Origin of the sequence: Rhodococcus sp. A14 (assembly GCF_011603105.1) — a bacterium.
Classification (GTDB): Bacteria; Actinomycetota; Actinomycetes; order Mycobacteriales; family Mycobacteriaceae; genus Rhodococcus_F; species Rhodococcus_F opacus.
On the sequence record NZ_JAAOQS010000036.1, the window covers coordinates 36,755 to 62,599 of the forward strand.

28 protein-coding genes and 1 pseudogene are annotated in these 25,845 nt (G+C 68.6%); 10 read left to right on the plus strand and 19 right to left on the minus strand.

Features of this window, described 5'->3' with window-relative positions; all coding sequences use genetic code 11:
- Nucleotide 1 precedes the first annotated feature (1 nt).
- From uraH to G9373_RS20100, 6 genes and pseudogenes are all read right to left on the minus strand, one after another.
- A complete protein-coding gene (uraH, locus tag G9373_RS20075) occupies nt 2-331 on the minus strand; it encodes a hydroxyisourate hydrolase (RefSeq protein ID WP_120659812.1) in 330 nt (109 codons plus the stop codon).
- Nucleotides 331-843: a 2-oxo-4-hydroxy-4-carboxy-5-ureidoimidazoline decarboxylase gene (gene uraD, locus G9373_RS20080; RefSeq protein WP_120659811.1), complete on the minus strand. Its 513-nt coding sequence runs from the start codon at nt 841-843 to the stop codon at nt 331-333. The genes uraH and uraD overlap by 1 nt, the downstream gene beginning before the upstream one ends.
- Before the next feature lie 44 nt (nt 844-887).
- On the minus strand, nt 888-2,207 hold the full coding sequence (locus G9373_RS20085; RefSeq protein ID WP_120661337.1) for an amidohydrolase family protein: 1,320 nt from the start codon (nt 2,205-2,207) through the stop codon (nt 888-890).
- A 75-nt stretch (nt 2,208-2,282) separates the two neighbouring features.
- A pseudogene (locus tag G9373_RS20090) lies at nt 2,283-3,011 on the minus strand (alpha/beta fold hydrolase); the annotation flags it as partial.
- On the minus strand, nt 3,008-4,072 hold the full coding sequence (locus tag G9373_RS20095) for a 2-oxoglutarate and iron-dependent oxygenase domain-containing protein (RefSeq protein ID WP_120659810.1): 1,065 nt from the start codon (nt 4,070-4,072) through the stop codon (nt 3,008-3,010). The pseudogene G9373_RS20090 and the gene G9373_RS20095, both read right to left, overlap by 4 nt.
- Nucleotides 4,053-5,435 carry a nucleobase:cation symporter-2 family protein gene (locus G9373_RS20100; protein WP_005567127.1) on the minus strand — a complete coding sequence of 461 codons (1,383 nt, stop codon included), beginning with the start codon at nt 5,433-5,435 and terminating at the stop codon, nt 4,053-4,055. The genes G9373_RS20095 and G9373_RS20100 overlap by 20 nt, the downstream gene beginning before the upstream one ends.
- 141 nt (nt 5,436-5,576) lie before the next feature.
- Between G9373_RS20100 and G9373_RS20105 the strand changes: the two genes are divergently transcribed.
- Nucleotides 5,577-6,140, plus strand: a complete 564-nt coding sequence (locus tag G9373_RS20105; RefSeq protein WP_120659809.1) for a cupin domain-containing protein — start codon at nt 5,577-5,579, stop codon at nt 6,138-6,140.
- 3 nt (nt 6,141-6,143) lie between these two features.
- Here G9373_RS20105 and G9373_RS20110 read toward each other — a convergent pair whose 3' ends face one another.
- From G9373_RS20110 to G9373_RS20140, 7 genes are all read right to left on the minus strand, one after another.
- On the minus strand, nt 6,144-6,872 hold the full coding sequence (locus tag G9373_RS20110; RefSeq protein ID WP_133986028.1) for an aspartate/glutamate racemase family protein: 729 nt from the start codon (nt 6,870-6,872) through the stop codon (nt 6,144-6,146).
- A 10-nt stretch (nt 6,873-6,882) separates the two neighbouring features.
- Nucleotides 6,883-8,421: an NCS1 family nucleobase:cation symporter-1 gene (locus G9373_RS20115; RefSeq protein ID WP_005567132.1), complete on the minus strand. Its 1,539-nt coding sequence runs from the start codon at nt 8,419-8,421 to the stop codon at nt 6,883-6,885.
- A 179-nt stretch (nt 8,422-8,600) separates the two neighbouring features.
- Complete coding sequence (locus tag G9373_RS20120; RefSeq protein ID WP_037206963.1) at nt 8,601-9,314, minus strand: GntR family transcriptional regulator; 714 nt, start codon at nt 9,312-9,314, stop codon at nt 8,601-8,603.
- 10 nt (nt 9,315-9,324) lie between these two features.
- On the minus strand, nt 9,325-10,257 hold the full coding sequence (gene puuE, locus G9373_RS20125) for an allantoinase PuuE (protein WP_054248342.1): 933 nt from the start codon (nt 10,255-10,257) through the stop codon (nt 9,325-9,327).
- Nucleotides 10,254-10,397 (minus strand): hypothetical protein, encoded by a 144-nt coding sequence (locus tag G9373_RS20130; RefSeq protein WP_164709618.1) that lies wholly within the window; start codon nt 10,395-10,397, stop codon nt 10,254-10,256. Before G9373_RS20130 ends, puuE begins: the two co-directional genes overlap by 4 nt.
- Nucleotides 10,398-10,484: 87 nt before the next feature.
- Nucleotides 10,485-11,732, minus strand: coding sequence for an aldolase/citrate lyase family protein (locus G9373_RS20135; protein WP_167116480.1), 1,248 nt, complete (start codon nt 11,730-11,732; stop codon nt 10,485-10,487).
- Nucleotides 11,733-11,793: 61 nt separating this feature from the next.
- Entirely contained in the window at nt 11,794-12,372 is a 579-nt protein-coding gene (locus G9373_RS20140; protein WP_133986031.1) for a TetR family transcriptional regulator, read from the minus strand.
- Between the two features lie 78 nt (nt 12,373-12,450).
- On the opposite strand from G9373_RS20140, the gene zapE reads away from it, so the two are divergent.
- The gene (gene zapE, locus G9373_RS20145) at nt 12,451-13,368 is read left to right on the plus strand and encodes a cell division protein ZapE (protein ID WP_167116501.1); all 918 of its coding nucleotides are present in this window, start codon (nt 12,451-12,453) and stop codon (nt 13,366-13,368) included.
- A gap of 43 nt (nt 13,369-13,411) precedes the next feature.
- On the opposite strand, the gene G9373_RS20150 is transcribed toward zapE, so the two are convergent.
- Nucleotides 13,412-14,728: a TrpB-like pyridoxal phosphate-dependent enzyme gene (locus G9373_RS20150; protein ID WP_043790071.1), complete on the minus strand. Its 1,317-nt coding sequence runs from the start codon at nt 14,726-14,728 to the stop codon at nt 13,412-13,414.
- 115 nt (nt 14,729-14,843) lie between these two features.
- Between G9373_RS20150 and G9373_RS20155 the strand changes: the two genes are divergently transcribed.
- Genes G9373_RS20155 through G9373_RS20175 form a run of 5 tightly spaced genes read left to right on the plus strand, consistent with a single transcriptional unit; the run spans nt 14,844 to nt 18,781 of the window.
- Complete coding sequence (locus tag G9373_RS20155; RefSeq protein ID WP_167116483.1) at nt 14,844-15,818, plus strand: DUF4129 domain-containing protein; 975 nt, start codon at nt 14,844-14,846, stop codon at nt 15,816-15,818.
- A complete protein-coding gene (locus G9373_RS20160) occupies nt 15,800-16,282 on the plus strand; it encodes a hypothetical protein (protein ID WP_167116486.1) in 483 nt (160 codons plus the stop codon). Before G9373_RS20155 ends, G9373_RS20160 begins: the two co-directional genes overlap by 19 nt.
- Nucleotides 16,279-17,235, plus strand: coding sequence for a MoxR family ATPase (locus G9373_RS20165; protein ID WP_005263839.1), 957 nt, complete (start codon nt 16,279-16,281; stop codon nt 17,233-17,235). The genes G9373_RS20160 and G9373_RS20165 overlap by 4 nt, the downstream gene beginning before the upstream one ends.
- A complete protein-coding gene (locus G9373_RS20170; RefSeq protein ID WP_005563574.1) occupies nt 17,232-18,452 on the plus strand; it encodes a DUF58 domain-containing protein in 1,221 nt (406 codons plus the stop codon). The genes G9373_RS20165 and G9373_RS20170 overlap by 4 nt, the downstream gene beginning before the upstream one ends.
- Nucleotides 18,449-18,781, plus strand: a complete 333-nt coding sequence (locus tag G9373_RS20175) for a hypothetical protein (RefSeq protein ID WP_167116489.1) — start codon at nt 18,449-18,451, stop codon at nt 18,779-18,781. Before G9373_RS20170 ends, G9373_RS20175 begins: the two co-directional genes overlap by 4 nt.
- On the opposite strand, the gene G9373_RS20180 is transcribed toward G9373_RS20175, so the two are convergent.
- The 3 genes from G9373_RS20180 to kstD form a co-directional block, all read right to left on the minus strand.
- A complete protein-coding gene (locus G9373_RS20180; protein ID WP_167116492.1) occupies nt 18,760-19,287 on the minus strand; it encodes a C40 family peptidase in 528 nt (175 codons plus the stop codon). The two genes, G9373_RS20175 and G9373_RS20180, sit on opposite strands and share 22 nt — an antisense overlap.
- Nucleotides 19,288-19,459: 172 nt before the next feature.
- Complete coding sequence (locus G9373_RS20185; protein WP_005263850.1) at nt 19,460-20,326, minus strand: MaoC/PaaZ C-terminal domain-containing protein; 867 nt, start codon at nt 20,324-20,326, stop codon at nt 19,460-19,462.
- Nucleotides 20,316-22,034, minus strand: a complete 1,719-nt coding sequence (gene kstD, locus G9373_RS20190) for a 3-oxosteroid 1-dehydrogenase (protein WP_081276496.1) — start codon at nt 22,032-22,034, stop codon at nt 20,316-20,318. The genes G9373_RS20185 and kstD overlap by 11 nt, the downstream gene beginning before the upstream one ends.
- 148 nt (nt 22,035-22,182) lie before the next feature.
- On the opposite strand from kstD, the gene G9373_RS20195 reads away from it, so the two are divergent.
- The 3 genes from G9373_RS20195 to dmpG are packed head-to-tail and all read left to right on the plus strand — an operon-like array spanning nt 22,183 to nt 24,945.
- A complete protein-coding gene (locus G9373_RS20195) occupies nt 22,183-22,968 on the plus strand; it encodes a 2-keto-4-pentenoate hydratase (protein ID WP_005574859.1) in 786 nt (261 codons plus the stop codon).
- 10 nt (nt 22,969-22,978) lie between these two features.
- The gene (locus G9373_RS20200) at nt 22,979-23,881 is read left to right on the plus strand and encodes an acetaldehyde dehydrogenase (acetylating) (RefSeq protein WP_025431774.1); all 903 of its coding nucleotides are present in this window, start codon (nt 22,979-22,981) and stop codon (nt 23,879-23,881) included.
- 44 nt (nt 23,882-23,925) lie between these two features.
- Nucleotides 23,926-24,945: a 4-hydroxy-2-oxovalerate aldolase gene (gene dmpG / locus G9373_RS20205; RefSeq protein WP_162130642.1), complete on the plus strand. Its 1,020-nt coding sequence runs from the start codon at nt 23,926-23,928 to the stop codon at nt 24,943-24,945.
- Between the two features lie 39 nt (nt 24,946-24,984).
- Here the strand turns inward: dmpG and G9373_RS20210 are convergent, their stop codons facing one another.
- Both G9373_RS20210 and G9373_RS20215 read right to left on the minus strand, forming a co-directional pair.
- Complete coding sequence (locus G9373_RS20210) at nt 24,985-25,362, minus strand: VOC family protein (RefSeq protein ID WP_005574864.1); 378 nt, start codon at nt 25,360-25,362, stop codon at nt 24,985-24,987.
- A 133-nt stretch (nt 25,363-25,495) separates the two neighbouring features.
- Entirely contained in the window at nt 25,496-25,843 is a 348-nt protein-coding gene (locus G9373_RS20215) for a hypothetical protein (RefSeq protein ID WP_065489014.1), read from the minus strand.
- Between the last annotated feature and the right edge of the window lie 2 nt (nt 25,844-25,845).

Below are 25,845 nucleotides of genomic sequence, written 5' to 3' on the forward strand. Positions count from 1 at the left end.
TTCAGCTCCCGCGGTAGGTGGAATAGGCGAAGGGGGACAACAGCAACGGGACGTGGTAACCGCGCTGCGGGTCGTCGAGGACGAACGTGACGCACACCTCCGGGTAGAACGTCTCCTGGCCGCGGGCGGCGAAGTACTCGCCGGTCTCGAAGACCAGCGAATAGGTGGCCGCAATGAGACCCTCCGGCGCGATCTCGGCGATGCGGCCGTCCGCATCGGTCGCCGCGCTCGCGATGACGTCGCCCTCAGATGACAGCAGACGGACGTGCATCCCGGCCGCGGGTGTGCCGTCGGTGGCGTCGAGCACGTGGGTGCTGAGGATCTTGGACATCAGTGTGCCGTGTCTCCGATCTCGCCGAGAAGGCGTTCGAGGCGTATCCGGTTGATGGCGGCCAGTTCGGTCCGCAGGATTTTGCGCTCCGTGGCGCTGTCGTTGCCGAGGCGGTCGCGCAGCACGTCCAGCAGTTCGTGCGCCGACCGACCGGACGCGCACACCAGGTAGACGTGCCCGAACTTCTGCTCGTACTCCTCGTTCCCGGCCCGCAGGCGCGCGCGGACGTCGTCGTCGGCGGCGGCGACCGCCGACTGTTCGCGAGCGGACGACGGGTTGTCCGCCCGGTCGCCGATCCTCGGGTGGCCGGCCAGGGCCGCGTCGATCTCGGACTCCGTCAGGTCGCCGAGCACGTTTTCGGCGGCGGTGTACACCGCGTCGGCGGACGGAAACGGACGGCCGACGGCCATCCGCTGCGCCCACACCGTCGATGAGCAGCACTGCACGAGCAGATCGACGGCCCGCGCGTCGCTCAGTGCGTTGAACGCGATCAGGCCGGGCGGTTCGGTCATGAGGGCTCCTCTCTCGTGCGCCTTTTCGGTACCTCTGGCTACCACTATGGCGCACCGGTGGCGGTCAATTCGGCGATAAGCCCTGCTTCGTCGACCCTGGTGCTGTGTCCGTCCCGGATCAGGACTTCGCCGTCGACCAGCACGGTGTCGACGATCTGCCGGCTCCCGGTGGTCAACAGTGTCGCGCCCGGGTCGCGGACGGGCAGGCAACCGAAGTCGCGCTCGAAGCGGATCAGGGTCAGGTCGGCCGTGCCGCCGACGGCCACACCGTTCGGGCGGGACGCGAAACCGAGATTCTCGTTCGCGCCGTTCGTCGCGAGGTCCATCATGGCGTCGAATCCGAACAGGTCGGCCGTCTTGCGATGCGCCCGCTGCACGTAGGCGCCCATGCGCAGCGTTTCGAGCATGTCCTGGGTGTCGTTGCTGGCGGCGCCGTCGACGCCGAGCCCGACCGCGATGCCCGCCTCGAGCATCTCCGGGACGGGGGCGACGCCGCTGCCGAGACGCATGTTGCTCATCGGGTTGTACGAGACGGCCACACCGCGGCGGGCCAGCACCGCGCGCCCGTGGGCGTCGAGTTCGCAGCAGTGCACAGCGAGCAACCGGTCCCACAGGAACCCGTTCGTGTCGAGGTAGTCGACCGCGCCCGCGCCGACGTGTTCGCGGCACATCACGTCGTCGGTGGGGGTCTCCAGCAGGTGGATCGACACGGTCATGTCGCGTTCGCCCGCGAACTGCCGCACCGCCGCCATCCCCTCCGGTGTCAGCGACCGGGGGTTGGGGACGGCCAGACCGACCGTGACGCGTGTGCCGTCGGCCTGCTTGACCAGCTGGTCGGTGTGCTCGAGCACCCCGGGCAGCGGCTGCAGGAGGCGCGGGTCGACGCCCCACTTGCGCGTTGTGTCCGCGCGGTCCGCCACTCCGCGGCCGAGGAGTGCCCGCACGCCGGTGTCTTCCAGGGCGCGCAGCACCGCGTCGTGCACGTCCGGAGACGGATGCGGCCACATGTGCTCGACCAGCGTCGTGGTGCCGCTGCGCAGGGCGTCGAGGCTCGCGGCGACCGCGGCCAGGTAGGCCCGATCCGGGGTGATGACCGCGGATTCCGCACCCACGGTCTGCAGCCAGCTGAGCAGCGGCTGCCCCTCGCCGATGCCACGCATCAACGACTGCTGCAGGTGGGTGTGGGTGTTGACGAATCCGGGGATCAGGTACGCCCCGGCACCGTCGACCGCCGTGGCCCCCGACGGTGCCGGAGCGGTCGGGCGGATCTCGGTGATCAGACCGTCGGCGATCAGGACGTCGCGGTGCGGCAGCCAGCGGCCCTTCGCGTAGACGGTGACATCGGAAATCAGATCGGGATGCATCCGCATCCTCCATGGGTTCTCGGGAGTGCGGCTGGTTCGCGCCCGCCGGACACGGGTAGGTCTCGGGCCGACGCAGGCGCAGAAGTCGACGAGTGCCGCGAGCAGGGCCTCGCGCGCCGACAGTTGCGGGGCGTGATCGCTGTCCAACGTCACCACCCGCGCGCCCGGCACCCGGTCCTGCATCGCACGCTGCGTCACGAGCGGCACCGAACGGTCGAGCGTCGCCTCCACGTACAGGCGGGGGACGGAGCCGAACCGCTCCGGCGTCCACACCGGGGCCATGAGACGTGCAGTCTCGAGTTGCGGCAGCAGCTTTCGAGCAGCAGTGATCGCATCACCGGCCGACGATTCGTGAAAGAACACGGCGGCCGCGGCTTCCGGCGGCACGATGGTCCCGGATCCGTCGGGGGTCGACTGCAGCCAGGCCGAGATCCCGACCGGTTCCGGTAGGCGCAGGTCTGCGCAGAGGTCGCCGAAGTTGCTTCCCGACGGCAGCATCATTCCGGCGACGTACGCCACACCCGAGATCCGGTGCGGAAGGCGCTCGGCCACCTGGGTGGTCACGATGCCGCCTCCGGAGTGACCGACCACGAACACGGGCCCGTCCAGCGAAACGATGTGCGCCACGACGACATCCGTCACTGCGTCCAGATCGGTTCGCGCACCGTCCGGCCAGTTTCCCACGCCGGGAAGGTCGAGTGCGTGCGGCTCGTACCCGCTGTCGCGCAACGGCTCCAGAATTGTGTCCCACACCCAGCTGCCCGCCCAGGCGCCGTGGATCAATACGACGTGCCCACGGGTCACCGGGCGGCCGCCCGGTCCGCCGCGGCGAGGACCCGCTCGGCCTCCCGTCCCGCGGCCGTGTTCTTCTTGCCGTGACGCGAACCCGCCAGTTTCGCCTTGATGTGCTCACGGACCGTCACCGGTGCGTATCCGTCGTCGGAGTGTTCGCACAGTCCCGGCAGGGTCGCGATCACCGCGTCGACGTTGCCGTCGTGGAAGAACGCCGCCGATCGCCGGCGCTTGATCGTTCCGTCGACGACGGGCGGAGTCACCCGGTGCAGCGTCGACATCCACCGGTCGTTCGTGAGCCGGGCGGTGAGGTCGCCCAGGTTGACGAGCAGTGCGCCCTCCGCGGGGCTCACATCGTGCCAGCGCTCGTCGCGCCCGAGCACCTGCAGGCCTGCCACGCGATCGGCCCACAGCACGGTGACCAGTCCGAAGTCGGTGTGCTCACCCATGCCGGTCAGCTCGCCGTCGAGGGTGACGCCGCCCTCCGGCAGCGCGTAGTTGTTCATGCGGAGGACGTCGATGGAATGGTCGGTCAGGGCGGTGAAGAAGCCCGGATCGAGCCCGAGGGCGTCGGCGAAGATCCGTGTCAGGGTGCGGGCGACGCGCTCGCCGTGCGCGTAGTAGGCCTGCACGCTGTCCGTGAAGGAGGGCACCTCCGGCCACACGTTCAGTCCGTAGTCGTCCTCGGACAGGTCCAGCTCCGGGAACGACCGGGCCTCCGTTCCGACGTTGTAGGCCTCGAAGAAGTCGTTCATCCGGGTGGCCGATTCGACGCCCAGGCTGAGGCTGAGCGACTCGCTCTTCGGCGGACTGTACCCGCGGTTGGCGCCCTCCACGCGATACGTCTTCTTCGTCTCCAGGGGCAGCGCGAAGAAGTCGTCGACGGCGCCGGCGAGTCCCTCGATCACCGGTTCGGGGATGCCGTGACCGAGGATCTGGATGAATCCGACAGTGGCGCAGGCCGAGTCGATTTCGCGCGCCACCCGGGCGCGTTCCGTGTCGGACCCGCCGGTCACGTACGGGGAGATGTCGATGACGTGGACGTCGAACGGCTCAGGCACGGGCGGCAACATGCGGCTCCTCGGAGGTCGGGGGAACGGGGTCGGTTGCGATGACGGGTGCGGAGGCGGCGCGGGCGGCGGCGCCGATCCGGGTGTGGTTGAACAGCAGGTTCAGGGAGAACGCGGAGATGGCGGCGAGTGTGATGCCGCTGCCGAGCAGGATCTGGGCGGACGAGTTGAAGTGCTCGAACATGCCCTCGGCGAACTCGGGGAGCAGGCCGATGCCCACCGACACCGCGACGATGGTGGTGTTGATCCGGTCGCTGAGATCCACCTTGCGGAGCGTGTTCATCCCCACCACCGCGACCGTCGAGAACAGGATGATGCCGACACCGCCGACGACCGGCGCGGGCAGGGCCGCGACGACGGTACCCATCTTCGGGATCAGTCCGAGGACGATCAGGATCGCACCGCTGGTGGCCGTCACGTACCGGCTGTGGACGCGGGTGGTGGCGACGGCTCCGACGTTCTGCGTGAAGATCGTGTCGACGAACGCGTTGAAGATGCCGCCGAGTACGCCGGACAGTGCATCGCCGACGAGGCCGCGGGCCACGTCGCCCTTGGCGAGGGGCTTTCCGGTGATCTCGCCGAGAGCCAGCATGCTCGCCGTCGACTCCGCGAACACCACGGCCATCACGATGCTCATCGCCACCACCGCCGTGATCGGGAACTCCGGTGCCCCGAAGTGGAACGGAGCGGTGATGCCGAACCAGGGGCTGCCGGAGACGCCGCCCAGGTCGATCAGGCCCATCGGAATCGCGACGAGCGTGCCGATCGCGAGGGCGAGGAGCACGCCGAGCTGGGTCCAGATCCCGCGGCCGAGGCAGAGGAAGGCGATCGCGACGAGCACGACCACACCGGCGAGCATGATGTTGCCGGGATCCGCGAAACCGTCTGCCGTCGGATCGTTTCCGACGATGAGGCCGGCGGCGACGCCGATCAGGGAGATGCCGACGACGGTGAGGACGACCCCGGTGACCAGCGGTGGGAAGAACCGGATCAGCCGCGCGAAGGGTACGGCGAGGGCGAGTCCGACGAGGCCGCCTGCGAGCATCGAGCCGTACACCGCCTGAAGCCCGTATTCCTTGGCGATGAGGATCATCGGAGTCAGCCCGGCGAACGTGGCACCACAGACGATCGGTAACCGTGCGCCGGCCAGCTTACCCACCCCGAGGCTCTGGATCATCGTGATGATGCCGGCGATCAGAAGGTCGGCGCTGATCAGCAACGCGACGGTGGACTTGTCGAGTCCTACTGCGGCACCGAAGACCAACGGGACGGTGATGCAGCCGGTGTACATGATGAGCACGTGCTGCAGACCGAAGGCCGCTTGCCGCACCAAGGGCAGGCGCTGGTCGACTGCGTGGAAGGACATGGGTCGATCTCCGTCCGAGTGAAGGGAGCGTTCGAGTTCACGTTCTATTGAGCACGCCAATCTTTTCTCAGCAGGGTCAATTTCGTTTCGTCCGTGTTATCAGTCGCGGTTTCCGCGAAACACGGTGCTAGCGTTCGCCTCATGGACGAGGATCAACGCACGCTGGCCGTCGCCATCGGCACGGCGATCAGGTCGGCCCGGCGTGACGCGGGACTGACCCTGCGCGACGTGGCGGCCAAAACGGGACTGTCGCAGCCGTTCCTGAGTCAGGCGGAGAACGGCCACTCGGTGCCGAGCGTCATGAATCTGCACCGGGTGGCCCGGGTGCTGGGAACCACGGCGCACGCCCTGCTCGAACAGGGTGCGCGCACGCCCACCAGCCTCGTGCGCGGCCGGGAGGGCAGGCGATTCGCGTTGTCGGACGGCGCCGTGCTGCGGTTCTGCTCCACGGGCGTGCGCGCGATGGAGCCGAACGAAGTGACGGCGCAACCGGGTTCGCAGGCCGGCGAACACACCGAACACGCAGGCGAGGAGTTCATCTACATCATCGACGGCAGCATTCGGGTGGAGGTCGGCGTCGAGGAGAGTTACGTGCTCGACCGGGGAGACACGCTGTACTACCCGGCCACCGTGCCGCACCGGTGGTTCAACGACGCCGCGGAACCGGCGCGGTTCCTCATCACGAGCACCCCGCCGTCCTTCTGACCGTCAGCGGCCGAAACCCTCCAGCAGTCCGGTGTACTTCTTGGGCAGGGGAGCCGCGAATTCTCCGTGCGCGCCGGTCCGCAATCCGAGCGTCACGAGGGACTGCACCATGAGGGTGGCCGCCGCCACGCCGTCGACGACCGGCACCCCGAGTTCCGCCGAGATGACGGCGCACAGGTCCGCCATGCCCGCGCACCCCAGCACGATCGCGTCCGAACCGTCCTCGTCGAGGGCGACCCGGCAGGCCTCGGTGATCACCTTCACCGCATCCGGGTCGCGGTCGAGGTCGAGCACGGCGATCTCGCACGCGTGCACCCCGAGGCAGAACCGTTGCATGCCATACCGTTCGGCCAGTTCCCAGGCCCGGCCCTGGGTACGTTCCAGGGTCGTGACGACGCTGAAGCCACGGCCGAGGAAGCTCGCGGCGTGCATGGCCGCCTCGGCGATCCCGAGCACGGGCCCGGAGGCCAGTTCGCGTGCCGCGTCGAGGCCCGGGTCGCCGAAGCAGGCGATCACGTAGCCGTCCACCCCGGCCTCCTCGCCGCGCGCGATCTCCTCGAGAAGCCCGGGGACACTGAGTGCTTCGTCGTAGTGACTCTCGATCGAAGCGGGACCCATCTGCGGGCTCACCGCCTCGACGAGCGTCCCCGGCCCCGCGACGGAGCGGGCGCAGTCGCCGATCTTGTCGGTCATCGACTGGGTGGTGTTGGGATTGATGATCTTGATGTGCACGTTCGTCGACCTATGCTTCGATCGGGGCTGTGCGATGGGCACGACGGGCACCGGCGGACAATCCGAGGTAGCAGACGAATCCGACACCCATGCCCAGGAACCACGAGTACTGGGCCGCACCCGCCATGCCCCATACGTCGAGTCCGAACGGCTGGGCCTTGAGGATCACGGGAATCATCGCGACCAGGGCGCCGACGACGGTGGAGATGATCGCAGCGGGGTTGTAACCCTTCTTGTACCAGTATGTTCCGCCCTCGGACATGGTGAACATGTCGTCCAGGATCACTCGCTGCCTGCGCACCAGGTAGTAGTCCGCGATGAGGATTCCGAACAGCGGTCCGATGAACGCCCCCAGCGTCTCGAGCGTGTAGTGGATCACCTCGGGATTGTTGTACAGGTTCCACGGTGTGATCAGGACGGATCCGACGGCGGCGATCATTCCGCCCGTACGCCAGCTGATGCGCTGCGGGCTGACGTGCGAGAAGTCGAATGCCGGGGAGACGAAGTTGGCGACGATGTTGATACCGATGGTGGCGACGATGAAGGTGAGGAGGCCGAGGACGACGGCGAACAGGTTGTCCATCTGCGCGACCGTCTCGACGGGGTCGGTGATCAGGCGGCCGTACACGGGCAGGGTCGCGGAGGCGGTGACGACGGTGAGGATCGAGAAGAACAGGAAGTTCACCGGGAGGCCGAGGAAGTTGCCGCGTTTGACCGCGCCGAACGTCTTGCCGTACCGGGAGAAGTCGCCGAAGTTGAGCATCGGGCCCGAGAAGTACGACACGACAAGGGCGATCGCGCCCAGCACCACGGGCACAGCCGACCAGCCGGTGTAGTTCACCTCGCCGAGGTTCAGGCTGATGTTCGACCATCCGGCCTCGCTGATCAGGTAGATCGCGAGCATCAGCATCACCACGTAGACCGCGGGGCCGCAGAAGTCGATGAACTTGCGGATGCTCTCCATGCCACGCCAGAAGACCAGCGCCTGCAGCACCCACATCGTCATGAACCCGGCCCAGCCGAGCGCCGACAGTCCGAGGAATCCGTGCTCGTGCACGTCCGCCCAGGGCGCCAGACCCGGCCAGATCTTCAGGCCGAGGATCACGAACGCGTGCGACGCCAGGTACGTCTGGATTCCGTACCAGGCCACCGCGATGAGGCCGCGGATGATGGCCGGGACGTTGGCGCCGAGAACACCGAAGGCGCTGCGGCACATGACCGGGTAGGGGACGCCGGTGACCTGGCTGGGTTTGGCCACCAGGTTCGCGAACACGTTGACGATCGCGATGCCGACCACCAGCGCGACGAGGACCTGCCAGCTGGTCAGTCCGAGCGCGAACAGGCTGCCCGCGGTGACGTAGCCGCCGACGCTGTGCACGTCGGACATCCAGAACGCGAAGATGTTGTACGACGACCACGACTGCGTCTTCAGCGGCGCGAGATCGTCGTTGGTGAGTCTCGGGTGATAGCCGGGCTTGATCAACCCGGCGCCGGCCAGGTGTGCACCGGGGACGGTTTCCCCCTCGTTGGAGGGTGCTGTCTGAGTCATCGTTTCGCTCCCTGGTGCAGTACGGACACGACTGCGTCGACGTAAGGGTGCCTCGGTGAAAAGCACACCACCGAAGTGCTGGGAGCAAAAGTAGTTTTCGGATATTTCCTGGTTGTGACGGCGAAGATATATTCTCGCCGGCGCACGGTCCGAGCCGAGAATATATCTTGCCGGACGGCCTACCCGGGCGTGTCCCGGAAGATTCCGGTGTCCGTGGGGAGGGCGGCGATCACCGTGTCGAGTTGTTCGTTGTGCCGGTCGGTGGCCGCCTTCAACGCCGCGGCGTCGCGGGCGAGGAACGCCGCCAGCATGTCCCGGTGCCCGAGGTGAAGTTGCAGCCGCGCCGGCGTCCCCACCTGCGACATCGGCTGCACGGGCTCGGTGATGTTCCACGCCGACTCGAACATGTGCAGCAGTCGCTGCATCCGGCACGGCGATGCCAGGGCGAGGTGGAAGTTGCGGCTCTCCCGGTGGTACGCGGTCAGGTCGTCCTCGAGAACCGAGCGGTCGAGTGCCGCGTACGTGGCCCTGGCCCGTGCGTCGTCGGCCTCGTCGGCGAGGGTGATCGCCACGGAGTGCGCCGCCGACTCGAGGACACCCCGCACCAGGTAGAGCTCCTCGAGTTCGTCGACGGTCAGCCGGGCGACCGTGTACCCGGCGTTGGCCCGGTGGTCGACGAGCCCCTCGCCGATCAGCGTCTTCAGCGACTCCCGGATCGGGATGCGGCTGACGCCGAAGTGCTCGGCCACCTCGTCCACCGGGATCGGGGTGCCCGGCGGGGCCCCGCCGCTGAGGATCACCCGGCGCAACTCCTCCAGGATCACGGTCTGCGAGCTGCCGGGATCCCGGTTGGCCAGGTTCGTGACCAGCACCGATGGTCGTCGCGGGGGCATCGGGTCGTCCTCAGGCGGGGTGTACGGCGCGCCAGTGGCGGGCGATGTCGATGCGCCGGGCGACCCACACGTCGTCGTGGGACTGCACGTGATCGAGGAACCGCTCCAGCGCCGCGGTGCGGGCGGGCCGTCCGACGATGCGGCAGTGCAGACCCACGGACAGCATCTTCGGCGCCCCGGCCGTTCCCTCCGCGTACAGGACGTCGAAGGCGTCCCGCAGGTGCGCGAAGAACTGCTCGCCGCTCGGGAAACCGCCGGGCGACGCGAACCGCATGTCGTTGGTGTCGAGGGTGTACGGCACCACCAGGTGGTCGACGAGGCCCTGTCCGGGGGCGTCGACCTTCACCCAGTAGGGGAGGTCGTCGGCGTACGAATCGGAGTCGTACTCGAAGCCGCCGTGCTCGACGACCAGCTGCCGGGTGAGCGGGGAGTCGCGGCCGGTGTACCAGCCGAGCGGGGCCTCGCCGGTGAGGTCGCGCAGGATCTCCACCGCCTCGGCCAGGTCCTTGCGTTCGGTGTCCTCGTCGGAGAGCTGGTACGACTTCCACCACAGACCGTGGCAGGCGATCTCGTGACCGAGTTCGCGAAAGGCGCTGACGGCCTCCGGGTTCCGCTGCATCGCCTTGGCGACCGCGAAGATCGTGAGCGGTAGCCCTCGTCGCTCGAAGGCCCGGAGCACGCGCCACAGTCCGGCGCGGGATCCGTATTCGTAGATCGATTCCATGCTCATGTGCCGGTTCGGGAACGGTTGGGCCCCGACCATCTCGGACAGGAACGTCTCCGATGCCTCGTCGCCGTGGAGCACGTTGTTCTCGGCGCCCTCCTCGTAGTTGAGGACGAACTGGACGGCGATCTTCGCGCCGCCCGGCCACTGCGGATCGGGTGGGTGCTGCCCGTATCCGACCAGGTCACGGGGGTAGCTGGAGTCGAAAGCGTGGGTCATGATTCCAAGCCTGCCCGACCCGCCTCGGTCAGGGAACCCCACAGGCGCAACCGCGCCGTGCCGCCGTCCCGGTCGCGGACGCTCGCCCCGCCCGGCGGCGGACTGTGGAAGCTGGGCGCGGTCAAGGTGTTCGGGGTCACGGGTGCGGCTACCTCCTGATCGGGCGTGCGGCAAGTGTAGGGCGTCGACGGGGGTGCTGCGGGCGGTCCTCGTGCGCGGGAAGGTGCTCAGCTCCCCGGAACCACCGCCCGGGTGAGGAGGTCGCGCAGTGTGCCCCCCGTGCATCCGGGGGCCTGCGCGCGGACCGCGTCCTCGTCGAACGCGCCGCACGCCAGTCCCCGCAGGATCACCGTCGCGAGCGCCTGGGCGGTGGCCGGTTCGTCCATCACCCCGCCGCCCTGGCGGTCGAGGTAGGCCTGCACCCGGGTGGCGGCGGCGGGCAGCGCGGCGCGGTAGAAGTCGAACGTCGCGAGCCAGCGGGTGATCAGATGCCCGGGATGCATGTCCCACCCCTGGTAGTACCCGCGTTCGAGCGAACGGGTGACGAGCCGGTAGTGCCGGGCCAGCGCGGCGTGGATCTCCTCGTCGCTGCCCTGCGGGATGACCTGGGTGGATCCGTCGCACACCCACACCCCGGTCTGGGCCGCCGCCACCAGCATCACGGACTTGGCGTGGTCGGCCGCCGGATGCTCGAGCGACTGGAACCGTGACGCGATTCCGCAGGCCGCGCTGTAGTCGTAAGTGCCGTAGTGCAATCCGGTGCAGCGTCCGTCCGCGAGGTGGATGGCCTTCGCGACGGTCACGGTGCCGTCCGGTCCGAGCACGGCCTGGGGGCTCTCGATCTGCAACTCGAAGCGCAGCGACCTGTCGGGGAGCCCGTACGCGCGCTCGAGTTCCTCGCACAACGCGACGACGGCGGTGACCTGCTGGGCCGCACGCAGTTTCGGCACCGTGAACACGAAGCCGTCGGGAACCCCACCCGCGCCTTCGAGGGCGAGTTCGAGCGTCCGGATCCCGCGGCGGCGCTCGTGCGGGGCCAGGCCCTTCGCGCGGATGCCCAGCGACCGCGGGCCGGACGGGTCCGAGGAGAGCAGTCGCAGCGTGCGTCCCGCCTCCAGCGCGGCAGCGTCCTCGACGTCGTCGCTCCGCCAGCCGAAGCCGTCCTCGAAATCGATCCGCAGATCCATGATCGGACGGTGCTCGAGCATCGCGCGGACGTCGGGAAGCGCACCGGTCGTTCCGATTTCGGACAGCGCCTCCGTGTGCCTGTCCAGCAGTTCGACAGCCTGCTCACCCCACACCCTCGGGGTGTCGGGTCCGGCGTCCGCCGCACTCACGTAGACGGTGTGGACGGGCTGCGGTTGCCGCCGATCACCCGGAAAGGCGTCCGCAAGGTCGGTGTCGACGGGGTCGAGGAGTGCGTCGACGCGGTCGAAACCGCTGTCCGGAAGACGGCTGAGGTACTGGGGGTTCACGCCACGATCTTGGCAGAAACGCGGGATTCTCGTCGTCCACACCCCGCCGGGTGGTCTTCGTTCAGGCCGTCGCACCGCGCAGATACGACTCGACGGCGCGGGCCAGCTGCCGCACGCTGCGATCGGTCCCTGGCTCGATGCCGTCGAGTGACCGGGCTCCCACGAAACGGTCGAAGACCAGGCCTTCGACGACGCTGACGAAGTCCGCGCCCGCGTTCTCGGGGTCGGCGACGCCGAGGGCGTCGAACAATTCGGTGGCGCGGGCACGGGAGAACAGGCACGTCGCGAGGAGTGCGTGCAGGTCGGCGTCACCGGACAGTTCGACGGACAGCGCGTGCCGCGCAACGACGTCGTCGTGACGGGTGTGCAGCAGCCGGTCCAGCGACCGGGCCACGCCCTCGGCGACGGAGGCGAGGTCGAGTGGCGGGGCCGCCGTGGTCGCGAATTCCTGCCGCGAGCGGTCGGCGAGCCGGCGCACGGCGGATTCGATCAGGGCTCGCCGGGTGCGGAAGTAGTAGGACGTGGACCCGCCCGGGAGATCCAGTGCACGGTCGACGGCCCGATGCGTCAGCGCGCGCATGCCCTCCCGCGCGATGATCGTGATCGCCGCGTCGGCTATCTGCTCACGCCGCTCGGGCACGGTGTCTGCCTCCTCACATCGGCTTGTCGCCCGAGACTCTACATTCGTAGTGTTCCCTCTGTGGATGTAGAGGTTCTGTTGGACGACGCGCAGCGCGCGGCCGCGGCCGTCCTGCACGAGACCGCCGAGGGGCTGGAGCAGGGGAGGCTCGGAGTTCGCGGCGTGTACCTGTGGGGACCCGTCGGACGTGGCAAGACGTGGTTGACGGACCGCTTCTACGGGTCGGCGGAGGTCCCGAAGCGGCGCGTGCACTTCCACTCGTTCTTCCGCCGGCTCCACGCCGACGCGCACACGCTAGGTTCCATCGACCTCGCGATCGGTGCGGCACTCGGGGACGTCCGGCTGCTGTGCTTCGACGAGTTCCACCTGCACGACGTCGGGGACGCGATGCTGGTCGCGCGACTGCTGAAGGTCCTGTTCACCCGCGGGATCACGCTGGTGGCCACGTCGAACTATCCACCGGAGGGGCTGCTGCCGAATCCGCTGTTCCATCACCTGTTCGCGCCGTCGATCGCCGTGCTGGAACAGAATCTGACCGTCGTGCGGGTGGCCGGACCCGTCGACTACCGCACCGTGGCCACGGCGGACGGCGGGTTCGCTGCCGGACGTTTCGTCCGAGCTTCCGACACCGAGCCTCCGGCACTGTCCGAGCGCGTCGCCCTGACCGTCGGGACCCGCACGGTGACGGCCTCCGCGGTGCGGGACCGCGCGGTCTGGTTCGAGTTCGCGGTGCTGTGCGGCACCCCGACCGCACCCGCCGACTATCTCGAACTGTCGGAGCGGTTCGGATGCTGGGCGATCACCGGTGTGCCCCGACTGCGGGAGGCGGGCGCGGAGACCGTGCGGCGGTTCGCGAACGTCGTCGACGTGCTGTACGACCGGGGGACCGCGTTGACGCTGGTTGCCGAAGCGTCGTGGGACGACGTGTTCGCCGGACTCGACGGCACCCTCGACGTCGACCGGCTGGTGAGCAGGCTGTCGACGCTGAGCCGGTGACCACCGAGGCAGACCCGTGCGTGGGTCGGCCCCGGTGAATCGATCAGACGTACCGGCTGTACGCGGGGAGGTCCAGCTGGCCGTTCCCGGACAATCCGATGACCACGACCTCCGGTTCGGTGACGGTGCGGGCGTGCGCGATGGCCGCGGCCACTCCGTGCGTCGATTCCGGCGCGGGGATGATGCCCTCGGCGCGGGCGAAGAGCAGGCCCGCGGCGAGTGCGTCGTCCTGTTCGATCGCGGTCGCCTCCATCAGTCCGAGGGCGACGGCGTGCGAGACCATCGGCGACATGCCGTGGTACCGCAGGCCACCCGCGTGGATGGCGGGCGGAACGAAATCGTTGCCCAGCGTGTACATCTTCAACAGAGGCGTCAGGCCGGCGACGTCGCCGAAGTCGTAGCGGTATTCGCCCTGCGTCAGCGACGGGCACGCCGCAGGCTCGCAGGCGACGAGACGGGTGGTGGTGCCCTCGCGCAGATTGCGACCCAGGAACGGGAAGGCCAGGCCCGCGAGATTGGAACCACCGCCGGCGCAACCGAATACCGTGTGCGCGACAGGCTCACCCGCCTCCTCCAGCTGGACCATCGCTTCCTGGCCGATCACGGTCTGGTGGAGCATGACGTGGTTGAGGACGCTGCCCAGCGAGTAGTGCGCGTCGGGGTTGTTGGCGGCCACCTCGACGGCCTCGCTGATCGCCATGCCCAGCGAACCGGTGGTGTCGGGATGCTCGGCCAGGATCGCCCGCCCGGCTTCGGTGAGGTCGGACGGAGACGGATGACAGATGCCGCCGTAGGCCTCCATCTGGAGTCGGCGGTACGGCTTGGCGTCGAACGAGGCGCGAACCTGCCAGACCTCCACCTCGAGGCCGAGCAGGGCGCCGGCGAACGACAGCGACGCGCCCCACTGGCCCGCACCGGTCTCGGTGGTGAGCTTGGTGGTCCCCTCGAGCGCGTTGTAATAGGCCTGTGCCACAGCCGTGTTCGGCTTGTGCGATCCGACCGGGCTGACACCCTCGTATTTGTAGTAGATCCGTGCCGGTGTGCCGAGCACTCGCTCGAGCCGGTGTGCGCGCACCAGCGGCGACGGGCGCCACATGCCGTAGATCTCGCGGACCGTTTCGGGGATCTCGATGTACCGTTCCGTCGCGACCTCCTGTTCGATCAGGCTCGCGGGGAACAGCGGTGCCAGGTCCTCCGGTCCCAGTGGCTCACGTGTGCCGGGATGCAGGTGCGGCGGAACGGGTTCCGGAAGATCGGCGGCAAGGTTGTACCAGTGCGTGGGTACGGCCGAGGGAACCGAAACCCCCAGAGGTTCCAGCGATCGAGCCAGTTCGGCTCCGGTTACCGGGGACGTGGTCAAGTAACTCTCCTTCGTGGATGGATACGTCCCGAACATGCTGCGCTGTCCGCCGCCGCGAACGGGTGATTTTCCCGGCCCGCGCGTGTCACGATGGAGGGGCAACTCGGGAGTGAGGATGCCGGACCGTCGCGTGCGAAGCAGGGTCGTCCACACGGTCGCCCTGCTGGCGGCCGTCGTGACGGTCACCCTTGCGGTCCGGGTGGTCCCCGCGCCCGACACCCCCGCGACACCGTCGGAGCCGGGCGCAGGTGCGACGCGCGCCCTGGTCATCCTCTCGGCGATCGCCGTCGTCGTCGCGGCGGTGGCGCTGGCGTCCGCCCTTCGCAGCGGCCGGCCGCGGGTCGCCCCCGACCCACCACCGGCAGGGCTCACCGGAAACACCGGCTCCTCGGTCTCGCGTCGGCACATTCTCGGATGGGCGGCGTTCGCCTCGCTCCTCGTGGCCGCGGCGTTCCTCCTCGGGTCCGTCGGTGGAGACGAACCACTCGACCGTCAACCGTCGCCGGCGAGCCCGGCCGCCGACGACGGGGCCGGCCGAACCGACGAGGCCGTGCCCACCGAGACTCGTCCGCCGCCCGACCTGGTGGACGGGACCCGCGAGGATCTGACGGAATTGTGGACCGCTGCAGCGATTGCCGGTCCGATACTGGTGACCGTGCTGATCCTCGGCGCCGTGGCCCGGCGCCCCCTCCGGGCCCGGGTGGGCGCCTGGACCGCGGCGAGTTCCCCCGACGGTCCGGCTGCCTCGCAGTCGCTGGCCCGCGCAGCGGAGGAAGGTCTCGCCGCGGTCGTGGCCCCGAGTCTGCCGCCGCGCGAGGCCATCATCGCCAGTTACGCCGCCATGGAAGATGCCCTGCGCGAGGCGCCGGGCGCCGAACCGCGGGAGTCGGACACCCCGTCCGAAGTGCTGGCTCGCGCAGTGCAACTCGGAGCGCTGCGCTTCGAGGCGGCGGCGCCGCTGGTGCGGCTGTTCTCCGAGGCACGGTTCAGCCTGCATCCGATGGGTGAACAGCACCGTGACGAGGCCGCCGATCTGCTCCGGCGTGTGCTCGACGACCTGGGGAGCGACGCGTGCTCGCCGTCGCGGTAGCCGGTGTCGGGGCCGTGCTGGCCGTGGAGGTCCCGCTGGTGGCCGCCGGCCGGTACAGTGCGGCCGTGCTGGTCGCGGGAGCGGTGACCGCGCTGGTGCTCTTCGAGATTCGACGACGCATGGCACCCGTGGACGTCGACGACCAGCCGCCGGGAATGGAGGCGGAACGGGCCGAGGCGACGGCCCGATGGATGGCGCGGACGGAATCATTGATCAGCTGGGCGGACGGTACGCGCGGCGACTGGGATCACCATCTGCGTCCGCTCCTGGCGCGTGAGTTCCAGCAGTCCACCGGACGGCGGCAGGGACTCGACGCCGCCGACACCGCAGCCGCGGGTGAGGTGTTCTTCGGCGACTTGTGGCAGTGGGTCGATCCCGAGTGCGTGCAGCGCTCCGACAGGGCAGCACCCGGTCCGGGCCGGGACGTGCTCGACCGGATCCTGCAACGGCTGGAGCAGCTGTGACGATGCCTGCCGAGGTCACCACCGCGCGCGCCCACGCGGTGCTGGCGGAGGTCGAACGGGCGGTGGTCGGCAAGCACGACGAACTCACGTCGATCCTGCTCGCGGTACTCGCCGGCGGGCACGTGCTCATCGAGGATCTGCCCGGGCTCGGAAAGACTTTGGTGGCACGATCGTTCGCTGCCGCGCTCGGGCTCGACTTCACGCGGGTCCAGTTCACCCCTGACCTGCTGCCCGCCGACCTGCTCGGCGCCACCATCTACGACATGCCGTCGGGTCGCTTCGAATTTCGTCCGGGCCCGATCTTCACCAACCTGCTTCTCGCCGACGAGATCAACCGCACCCCGCCCAAGACCCAGGCCGCGCTGCTCGAGGCGATGGCGGAGGGGCAGGTCAGCGTCGACGGCACCACCCGGATCCTGCCGCGTCCGTTCATCGTGCTCGCCACCGACAATCCCATCGAGTACGAGGGCACCTACCCGCTGCCCGAGGCGCAGCTGGACCGGTTCGCGCTCCGCCTACGACTGGGGTACCTCACCGAGACCGACGAGCACGAGATGCTGCGCCGGCGGCTCGACCGGGGATCCGCCGCCGTCGTCGTCGAGCAGGTGGTCGATGCGGCCGACCTCCTGGCGATGCGCGAATCGCTCGAGCAGGTCAGTGTTCACCACGACGTCCTCGGGTATGTCGTCGCGCTCGCGAACGCCACCCGGCATCACCCGCAGGTCGAGGTCGGGGCCAGCCCCCGCGCGGAACTCGACCTCGTACAGCTGGCACGGGCGCGCGCCCTGCTCTCGGGCCGCGACTTCGTCATTCCCGAGGACATCAAAGCCCTGGCCGTTCCCGCTGTCGCGCACCGCATCAGCCTGCGACCGGAGATGTGGGTGCGCCGCATCCGCAGCGACGACGTCCTCGCGGAACTGCTGCGCCGTCTCCCCGCGCCGAGGGCCCGATGACGGAGCACCAGTTGACGTGGCGGGCATCGCCGGCAGCCCTCGCACTGACGACCTGCGCCGCCGTGGCACTGACGGCAGGTGTCGTGGGGCGGTGGTGGGAACTGATCGTGTTCGCCGCCCCGATGCTGGGAGCGCTCGGCACGGTGACGTGGTTGCCCCGTCCCGCCACCGGCGTCCGCGTCGAGGCGTCGGCGCGCACGCTGCGGTGTTTCGAATCCGAGTCCGTGCACTTCTCGGTGGACGTGACGGCGTGCGGTGGTGCGGCGGAACTCGAGGTGGCACCGGCGCCGTCCGACGGCTACACGGTCGAGCAGGTCGGCGACGGCGACTACGTGGTGTCGGCGGACCGGTGGGGCCGGTACGAACCCGCACTGACGGTCACGGCACGTGCCGGCGGCCTGCTCACCGCCTCCCTCCCGGTTCCCGTCACGGAACTGCGGGTGTTCCCGTTGGCGCCGCCCATGCCGACTCCGTTGCCCCACGCCACACTTCCGGACCGCATCGGCGCGCACCGCACCCGCCGATTCGGCTCGGGCGTCGAGTTCGGGGACATCCGGCCGCACGCGCCGGGGGATCCGTTGCGCAGCGTCAACTGGCCGGTGAGCGCCCGGCGCGGCCGGTTGCACGTCACCGAACGGATCATGGACCGCGCCGCGGACGTCGTGGCCGTCCTCGACACCACCCCGCAGGCGCCGGGCCCGGCGTCGGAGAGCCTGCACCGGACCGTGCGCGGCGCGACACAGGTGGTGCAGACGGCCCTGCAGCGCGGCGACCGGGCCGGGGTCGTCGTCCACGGGCTCCGGCTGCGATGGCTCGGCGCCGACATCGGACGCAGGCAGTTCTACCGAATCCTCGACACGGTGCTCGACTCCGACGCCGGCGCCGCCGAAGGCACACTCGTCCCGCGGGTCGCGTTGCCGCCGAGGGCCGTGGTCATCGCGTTCTCCACCATGCTGGACACCAACTTCGCGCTGTCGCTGCTGGAGCTGAGGCGGCGCGGTCACGTCGTCGTGGCCGTCGACGTGCTCCGCGGCCCGCCGTTCGAGTACGAACTCGATCCGATGACCGGCAGGATGTGGCGGCTCGAGCGGCGGAACATGTACCGGAACATGGGCGTTCTCGGGGTCCCGGTGGTGGCGTGGGACGACGATTCCGCACTGGATCTGGCGCTGGCCCTCGCCGATCGTGCCCGCCGGCCGTCGGGGGCACTCCGATGAGATGGATTGCGGTGGTCGTGGTGCAGGCGGCGCTCGTCGCCCTCGTCCTGGGCAACGCGTCCGCGTTCGCGGCGGCCGCCGCGGGTGTCGGGGCGACGGGACTGCTGCTCGTCGCGTACACCGGTCTCGCACCGGGAATCTCGACGCTGCTGGTGGGCGCGGTCGTCACCGGCGCCGCGGCGTCTCTGGCAGCGGCACTGCCGGACGGGCCGGCATGGGTGTCCCTGCTCGGGCCGGTTGCGGCGGTGGTGCTGTTCCTCGTCGCGGTGTGGCCGTACGTCGCCAGGCGCACGCCCACGACCGAGGATCAGAACCGGCCGATGCTGTAGATGTGGAACTGCGACAGCGGCGCCAGACCCACGGGCACGCCGCGCCCGTACGCATTGAAGACCTGACCGAAGCCGGCGTAGATACCGATGTGCGACGCGTCCGGGTTGAGCACCACGATGTCGCCGGGAGCCAGTGCCCACAGCGGAATGGGTGCGCCGACCTCGGCCTGCTCCCACGTGGTGCGTGGCAGATTCACGCCCGCCTGCCGGAATGCCCACTGCACCAGCCCCGAGCAGTCCCACGCGTCCGGACCCGTCCCACCCCACAGATAGGGCTTGCCCGTCTGGGTCGTCGCGGCCGCGAGCGCGGCCAGCCCGGTCGGGGTGGGAATGGGTGTCGGGAGAACGGACGAACCCATCGAACTGCCGCCGGTGCTGCCGCTGTCGGAACTGCCCGCCACCGGTGCGGCGTTCGCGGGAAGAGCAACGAGGGCGGTCGCACAGAACGCGAGAGCACCGGCAACGGCAGCGCGTCGCACGGGACGGAGATGTCTGCGCTGGGACACGAGGTCCCCCCTTTTGTTCGCTACTGCTCTTGGAGAGCCGTGGAACCGCCCCGACCATCGGTTGACACGTCTCGATGAGGTCACGGAAAGCGTACAAAGTGTTGCGGCATCATGCCTGATAATTGCGAATATCCGTCCGAACTGGGCGGATTCGGTCAAATTTCGGTAACTGTCACCCCTGGGCCAGGGTCAGCACCACGTCTGCCAGGGCCGGAGCATGATCGCGCTCGGGAACCGTGGCCGAGATGAGGAGCCGGCCCTCGTCCCGCCAGATCCGCGTGTGCAGCGTCTCGCCGGGAAAAACCACCCCCGCGAACCGGACTCGGAACCCCGCGACCTGCGACGCGTCCGAGTCGAGCACCGCGTCCACGGCCGCTTTGCACACCATCCCGTACGTGCACAGGCCGTGCAGAATCGGGGCGGGAAACCCTGCGGCGGAAGCGAACTTCGGGTCGGAATGCAGGGGGTTGCGGTCGCCGCACATCCGGTACATCAGCGCCTGCTGCGGAAGGACGGGGGTGTCGACCTCGACGTCGGCAGGCCGGTCGGGCAACTCGACGGACTGGGACGGTCCGCGCTCACCCCCGAAACCGCCTTCGCCGCGGGCGAAGATGGACGACCGCCCGGTCCACAGGGGAGTGCCGTCGAGGTCGGTGGTCGTCGATTCCTGCACGATGACGGCGGCCTTGCCCTTGTCCCACACTTCGGCGATTCGGGTGGTGGTGCGGGCCTTGCCCTCCGGGGGAATCGGCTGGTGCACGGTCACTTCCTGGCTGCCGTGGACCACGTTGGCGAGGTCGATCTCGACTCCCGGGAACGACACACGCGGGGCCTCGGTCGCGTGGAAATTCGCGGCCACCGTGGCGAACGTGGGGAGCACCTGCGGCTTCCCGTCGGTGAGGTACCGCAACTCCTTCTCGTCGAGCGGACGGGATCCGGCACCGAGAGCGAGGTGGTAGTGCTGCACGTCGGAACTGGTCCAGGAGAACTCCTGAACGGGCAGTTCGGCTCCGATGGCGATGTTCGGATCAATGGGCATTGGTGGTGTCTCCGGTGAGTGACGTCGGGGAATCGGCCTGGGAGGACTTGTCGAGGATATCGAGAACCGCGAGATAGCCGAACGTCATCGCCGGGCCGATGGTCGCGCCGGGGCCTGCGTAGGTGTGGCCCATCACCGGGCCGCTGGCATTGCCCACCGCATAGAGGTTCTCGATCGTGCTGCCGTCCTCCCGCAGCACGCGGGCGTTGCGGTCGGTGCGGAGACCGCCCTTGGTGCCGAGGTCGCCGGGGACCATTTTGACGGCGAAGAACGGCGCCTTCTCGAGCGCCCCGAGGCTCGGATTGGGCTTGTTGCGGGGATCCCCGTAGTAGTGGTCGTAACCGCTCTCACCACGGCCGAAGTCCTCGTCCTTGCCGTTCCGGGCGAAAGTGTTGAAACGCGAGACCGTTTCGGTGAGTGCGTCGATCGGCACGCCGATCTTCCCGGCCAGCTCGGCGACGGTGCCCGCCTTGACGATCACACCGGCCTTCAGCCAGCGACCCGGGAACGGGGAGCGCGGGGTGACTCCGGCGAACGCGTACCGGTCGCGGTAACGCTGGTCGAGGACGAGCCAGCACGGCACGTTTTCGCCCGGTCCGTCGCCCTGCCCGTGCGTGCCGCCGTACATCGCGTGCGTCGCCTCGACGTACGGCGCGGATTCGTTGACGAAGCGTTTGCCGGATTCGTTGATCATGATGCAGCCGGGCAGGCTCCGTTCGGACAGCGCGAACCACGGGCCGCCGGTCAGCGGGATGGACGGTCCCCACCAGGCGTCTTCCATCAGATCGAGCGCGGCGCCGAGCTTTTCGCCCGCCCAGATGCCGTCGCCCGTGTTGGCCTTCGCGCCGACGGTCCATTCGGTGCCGATCGGTGCCCGCTGATACTTCTTGCGGGCCTCGTCGTTGTGCTCGAAGCCGCCCGAGGCGATCACGACGCCGCGGCGCGCCCGGAACACCTGCGGCTGTCCGTCGACCGTGGCGTTGACGCCCTTGACCACGCCGTCCTCCACGTACAGGTCGGTGAGCGGGGTGTCGAGCAGGATCGGGACACCGGCGGCCTTCAGTCCGGCCTGCAGTCCGGCGACGAGCGCCTGACCGCGGACGAGCAGGCGCTTCCCCGTAAGCTTGGCTCCGAGGAATCGGAGCCCGACCCGGGCGGCGCGCAGCGGGCCGCGCGGGTTGCGCATCAACAGGTTCAGCCAGCGGTAATCGGCTTGGGTGATCACGAAATTCGACGGTGCCTTGACGTAATCGGGTTCGAGCTTCGCGAGGTCGGCGCCGAGTTTCCTGCCGTCGAACGGTGTCGGTTCGACGGACCGTCCGCCGAGCCGTCCGCCGGGGGCCTCGGGATAGTAGTCGGAGTATTCGGGCACCCACTGCAGTTTCAGTGGGCTGTTCTTCAGCACGAACGACAGCATCTCGGGGCCGCGGTCGATGTAGGCGTCGATCCGGTCCTTCGGGACGACGTCGCCGATGATGCTGTGCAGGTAGGTCCGCGCGGCGTCCGTGGTGTCCTCGACTCCCGCGGCGATCAGCGCCTCGTTGTTCGGGATCCACACGCCACCACCGGAGCGCGCGGTGGAGCCGCCGAAGTGTGGCGCCTTTTCGAGGATGACGACGCTGAGTCCCTTGTGGGCCGCGGTAAGGGCCGCGGTCATTCCACCGGCACCGCTACCGACGACCACGATGTCGTATTCGTGCTTGCTCATGTAGAACACGTTATAGAATGATGGGGTTGTCAGTCCATCCTTTCTGCCAGGAAGTATTACTGACGACAACAAACAAGAACGAAACACGTTGCAGTGGAAACCGGTGGGCGTGCGCACGCAAACGAACTTCAGGGAAGGTCCTCACACCATGCTCTCGACCCAACTACGCACCGAGTTGGCGAATCAGCTCGACGCCGCGGAACGGGGCCGCGCTCCCATCGGCCCCCTGACCGCCGACCATCCCGACATCGACGTCGTCGACGCCTACGAGATCCAGCTGATCAACATCCGCCGCCGGCTGCAGGACGGCGCCAAGGTCGTCGGGCACAAGGTCGGCCTGTCGTCCCTCGCCATGCAGCAGATGATGGGCGTCGACGAACCCGACTACGGCCACCTGCTCGCCGACATGGAGGTCTTCGAGGACCAACCCGTCGACACGGCGCGGTTCTGCTTCCCGCGCGTCGAGGTCGAGGTCGCGTTCGTGTTGGGCGCCGACCTCCCCGGCGCAGGCTGCACCGAGCAGGACGTCCTGGACGCCACCGTGGCGTTCGCGCCGTCCATCGAGCTGATCGACAGCCGGATCACCGATTGGAAGATCACACTGCCCGACACGATCGCGGACAACGCGTCGTCCGCCGGTTTCGTGCTCGGCAAGAACCGGGTGCAGCCCGCGGACATCGACATCACGGCCATCGACGCCGTCCTGACGAGCAACGGCGAGACCAAGGCCGAGGGACGCAGCGACGCCGTGCTCGGCAACCCGGTGACGGCCGTCGCCTGGCTCGCGCAGAAGGTCGAGAGCTTCGGCGTCCGGTTGAAGGCCGGCGACATCGTGCTGCCCGGATCGTGCACCCGCGCCATCGACGCGCATCCGGGCGATCACTTCCGCGCCGAGTTCAGTGGGCTCGGCTCCGTATCCCTGCAGTTCAAGTAGGAGTGTGTTCATGACCAAGGCAAGTGTGGCGATCGTCGGTTCGGGCAATATCAGCACCGACCTGCTCTACAAGCTGCAGCGATCCGAGTGGCTCGAACCCCGGTGGATGATCGGGATCGACCCCGAGAGCGAGGGCCTGGCACGGGCCCGCAAGATGGGACTGGAGACGTCGGCCGAGGGTGTCGACTGGTTGCTGAACCAGCCGGAGAAACCCGATCTCGTCTTCGAGGCCACGTCCGCGTACGTGCATCGGGAGGCAGCACCGCGGTATGAGGCCGCCGGCATCCGGGCCGTCGACCTGACACCCGCCGCCGTCGGACCGGCCGTGGTCCCGCCGGCGAACCTGCGCGAACACCTCGGCGCCCCCAACGTCAACATGATCACGTGCGGAGGGCAGGCCACGATCCCGATCGTGTACGCCGTCTCCCGCGTCGTCGACGTGCCGTATGCCGAGATCGTCGCGTCGGTGGCATCCGTCTCCGCGGGCCCGGGCACCCGCGCCAACATCGACGAGTTCACCAAGACCACCAGCCGCGGCATCGAAACCATCGGCGGAGCGCAGCGCGGCAAGGCCATCATCATCCTCAACCCGGCCGACCCGCCGATGATCATGCGGGACACGATCTTCTGCGCGATACCCGAGGACGCCGACCGCGCCGCCATCACCGATTCCATCCACCGCGTCGTCGCGGACATCCAGCAGTACGTCCCCGGCTACCGGCTGCTCAACGAACCGCAATTCGACGACCCGAGCGTCGTGTCGGGCGGGCAGGCGACGGTCACGACGTTCGTCGAGGTCGAGGGTGCAGGCGACTTCCTGCCCCCGTACGCGGGCAACCTCGACATCATGACCGCAGCGGCAACCAAGGTGGGCGAGGAGATCGCCCAGAAGCTCCTGAGTGTGGAGGCATGAGCACAATGGTCCAATTCGACGGGGCGAGCGGAGCGACGGGAAATATGCGCAGCAGTTGGGACATCCGCGTCACCGACACCTCACTGCGGGACGGTTCGCACCACAAGCGGCACCAATTCACCGGTGAGGAGGTCCGGGCCATCGTCGGTGCGCTCGACAACGCCGGGGTCCCGGTCATCGAGGTGACGCACGGCGACGGACTCGGTGGGTCCTCGTTCAACTACGGGTTCTCCAAGGTCCCCGAGCAGGAACTCATCTCGATCGCCGTCGACACGGCGAAGAACGCGAAGATCGCCTTCCTCATGCTGCCGGGGCTCGGCATCAAGGACGACATCATCGTCGCCCAGGACAACGGCGCCTCGATCTGCCGCATCGCCACGCACTGCACCGAGGCGGACGTGTCCATCCAGCACTTCGGGCTGGCCCGCGACCGCGGTCTCGAGACCGTCGGCTTCTTGATGATGGCGCATTCGATCGCACCGGAAAAGCTCGCCAAGCAGGCCCGCATCATGGCCGACGCCGGCTGCCAGTGCGTGTACGTCGTCGACTCCGCAGGCGCGCTCGTGCTCGAGCAGGTGTCCGACCGCGTCGAGGCGCTGGTGCAGGAACTCGGCTCGGACGCCCAGGTGGGTTTCCACGGTCACGAGAACCTCGGACTCGGTGTGGCCAACTCGATCGCCGCCGTTCGGGCAGGGGCCAAGCAGATCGACGGCAGCACACGACGATTCGGCGCCGGTGCCGGTAACGCGCCGGTCGAGGCGTTTGTCGGCGTGTGCGACAAGATCGGTATCAAGACGGGGATCGATTTCTTCGCGATCGCCGACGCCGCCGAGGACGTGGTGCGTCCGGCGATGCCCGCCGAATGCCTCCTCGACCGTCAGGCGCTGATGATGGGCTACGCCGGCGTCTACTCGAGCTTCCTCAAGCACGCCGAACGCCAGGCCGAACGGTACGGCGTCTCGTCCGCCGAACTCCTCGTCCGCGCCGGCAAGCGCAAGCTCGTCGGCGGCCAGGAAGATCAGCTCATCGACATCGCCCTCGAACTGCAGCGCGAGCGCCTGTGAGTACTTATCAACGTCCCGCGGTTAATAAGTACTCACGGGTCAGCGGGCGGTCTCCCACAGCCCGACGACGTTGCCCTCGGAGTCGGTGAAGTATGCGGCGAATCCCATGTTCCCGACGGGGGTCCTGCCGGTGACGGTCTTGCCACCGAGGGATTCGATCCGTTCGAGGGCGGATTCGATGCTCTCGACGTCGACGGTGACCACGGGAGAGGTCACTTCCCCGCGCTGCATCATGCCGCCGTTGATGTAACCCGGTTCGTCGGGCATGCCGCTCTCACCGACGGGTCCGGTGGTGACCATGCTGTAGTCCATGTCGGGGATCTCGGCGATGGCCCACCCGAATGCGTCCCGATAGAACGCTCGTGCGCGGTCACCGTCGTCGAAGGGGATCTCGAAGTGCACGATTCGGCCTGTCATGGCGCGCCTCCGGCTCGGCTGGAACCGCCGGATCCGACGGCACATCCAGCCTAAGCGCCCAATGTGACATTCGTGCAGCCTGACTGCACGAATGTCACATCGGGCGACGCATCCGCCGCAGCGGTACCGACGACTATTCGACGCGATCCCGCACGTCGATGAACCCCTCCATCACCGCGTGGTTGATGCTGTCCCACAGTCGCGGGCACCCCTCGCGGAGCGCGGTGGACTGTCCCTCGCCGACGGCGTCCCGGAACGTCGGGCACGTCTTCGCAGGGTCGTCCGTCCACTGGACGCTCGTGTGCTCGAGGCTGTTCTTGCGCACCAGCACACAGGTTCCGCACGTACGGCACTCGACTTCGTTCATGCCGTCGTCGAGGTAATTGGCCTTGTCGGCCAACGTTTGCGCATGAATGGCCTCGAGCCGAGCAGGCTGCCCGGCGAAGTCGGGAGCTTTGGCCCATTCGGTCGAGGCACTCATGA

What these genes read in the sequence shown, in the direction of transcription:
- uraH (WP_120659812.1), bottom strand. Translation starts at nt 331, where the DNA reads ATGTCCAAGATCCTCAGCACCCACGTGCTCGACGCCACCGACGGCACA.
- uraD (WP_120659811.1), bottom strand. Translation starts at nt 843, where the DNA reads ATGACCGAACCGCCCGGCCTGATCGCGTTCAACGCACTGAGCGACGCG.
- G9373_RS20085 (WP_120661337.1), bottom strand. Translation starts at nt 2,207, where the DNA reads ATGCATCCCGATCTGATTTCCGATGTCACCGTCTACGCGAAGGGCCGC.
- G9373_RS20095 (WP_120659810.1), bottom strand. Translation starts at nt 4,072, where the DNA reads ATGTTGCCGCCCGTGCCTGAGCCGTTCGACGTCCACGTCATCGACATC.
- G9373_RS20100 (WP_005567127.1), bottom strand. Translation starts at nt 5,435, where the DNA reads ATGTCCTTCCACGCAGTCGACCAGCGCCTGCCCTTGGTGCGGCAAGCG.
- G9373_RS20105 (WP_120659809.1), top strand. Translation starts at nt 5,577, where the DNA reads ATGGACGAGGATCAACGCACGCTGGCCGTCGCCATCGGCACGGCGATC.
- G9373_RS20115 (WP_005567132.1), bottom strand. Translation starts at nt 8,421, where the DNA reads ATGACTCAGACAGCACCCTCCAACGAGGGGGAAACCGTCCCCGGTGCA.
- G9373_RS20120 (WP_037206963.1), bottom strand. Translation starts at nt 9,314, where the DNA reads ATGCCCCCGCGACGACCATCGGTGCTGGTCACGAACCTGGCCAACCGG.
- puuE (WP_054248342.1), bottom strand. Translation starts at nt 10,257, where the DNA reads ATGACCCACGCTTTCGACTCCAGCTACCCCCGTGACCTGGTCGGATAC.
- G9373_RS20155 (WP_167116483.1), top strand. Translation starts at nt 14,844, where the DNA reads ATGCCGGACCGTCGCGTGCGAAGCAGGGTCGTCCACACGGTCGCCCTG.
- G9373_RS20170 (WP_005563574.1), top strand. Translation starts at nt 17,232, where the DNA reads ATGACGGAGCACCAGTTGACGTGGCGGGCATCGCCGGCAGCCCTCGCA.
- G9373_RS20175 (WP_167116489.1), top strand. Translation starts at nt 18,449, where the DNA reads ATGAGATGGATTGCGGTGGTCGTGGTGCAGGCGGCGCTCGTCGCCCTC.
- G9373_RS20185 (WP_005263850.1), bottom strand. Translation starts at nt 20,326, where the DNA reads ATGCCCATTGATCCGAACATCGCCATCGGAGCCGAACTGCCCGTTCAG.
- kstD (WP_081276496.1), bottom strand. Translation starts at nt 22,034, where the DNA reads ATGAGCAAGCACGAATACGACATCGTGGTCGTCGGTAGCGGTGCCGGT.
- G9373_RS20195 (WP_005574859.1), top strand. Translation starts at nt 22,183, where the DNA reads ATGCTCTCGACCCAACTACGCACCGAGTTGGCGAATCAGCTCGACGCC.
- G9373_RS20200 (WP_025431774.1), top strand. Translation starts at nt 22,979, where the DNA reads ATGACCAAGGCAAGTGTGGCGATCGTCGGTTCGGGCAATATCAGCACC.
- dmpG (WP_162130642.1), top strand. Translation starts at nt 23,926, where the DNA reads ATGCGCAGCAGTTGGGACATCCGCGTCACCGACACCTCACTGCGGGAC.
- G9373_RS20210 (WP_005574864.1), bottom strand. Translation starts at nt 25,362, where the DNA reads ATGACAGGCCGAATCGTGCACTTCGAGATCCCCTTCGACGACGGTGAC.
- G9373_RS20215 (WP_065489014.1), bottom strand. Translation starts at nt 25,843, where the DNA reads ATGAGTGCCTCGACCGAATGGGCCAAAGCTCCCGACTTCGCCGGGCAG.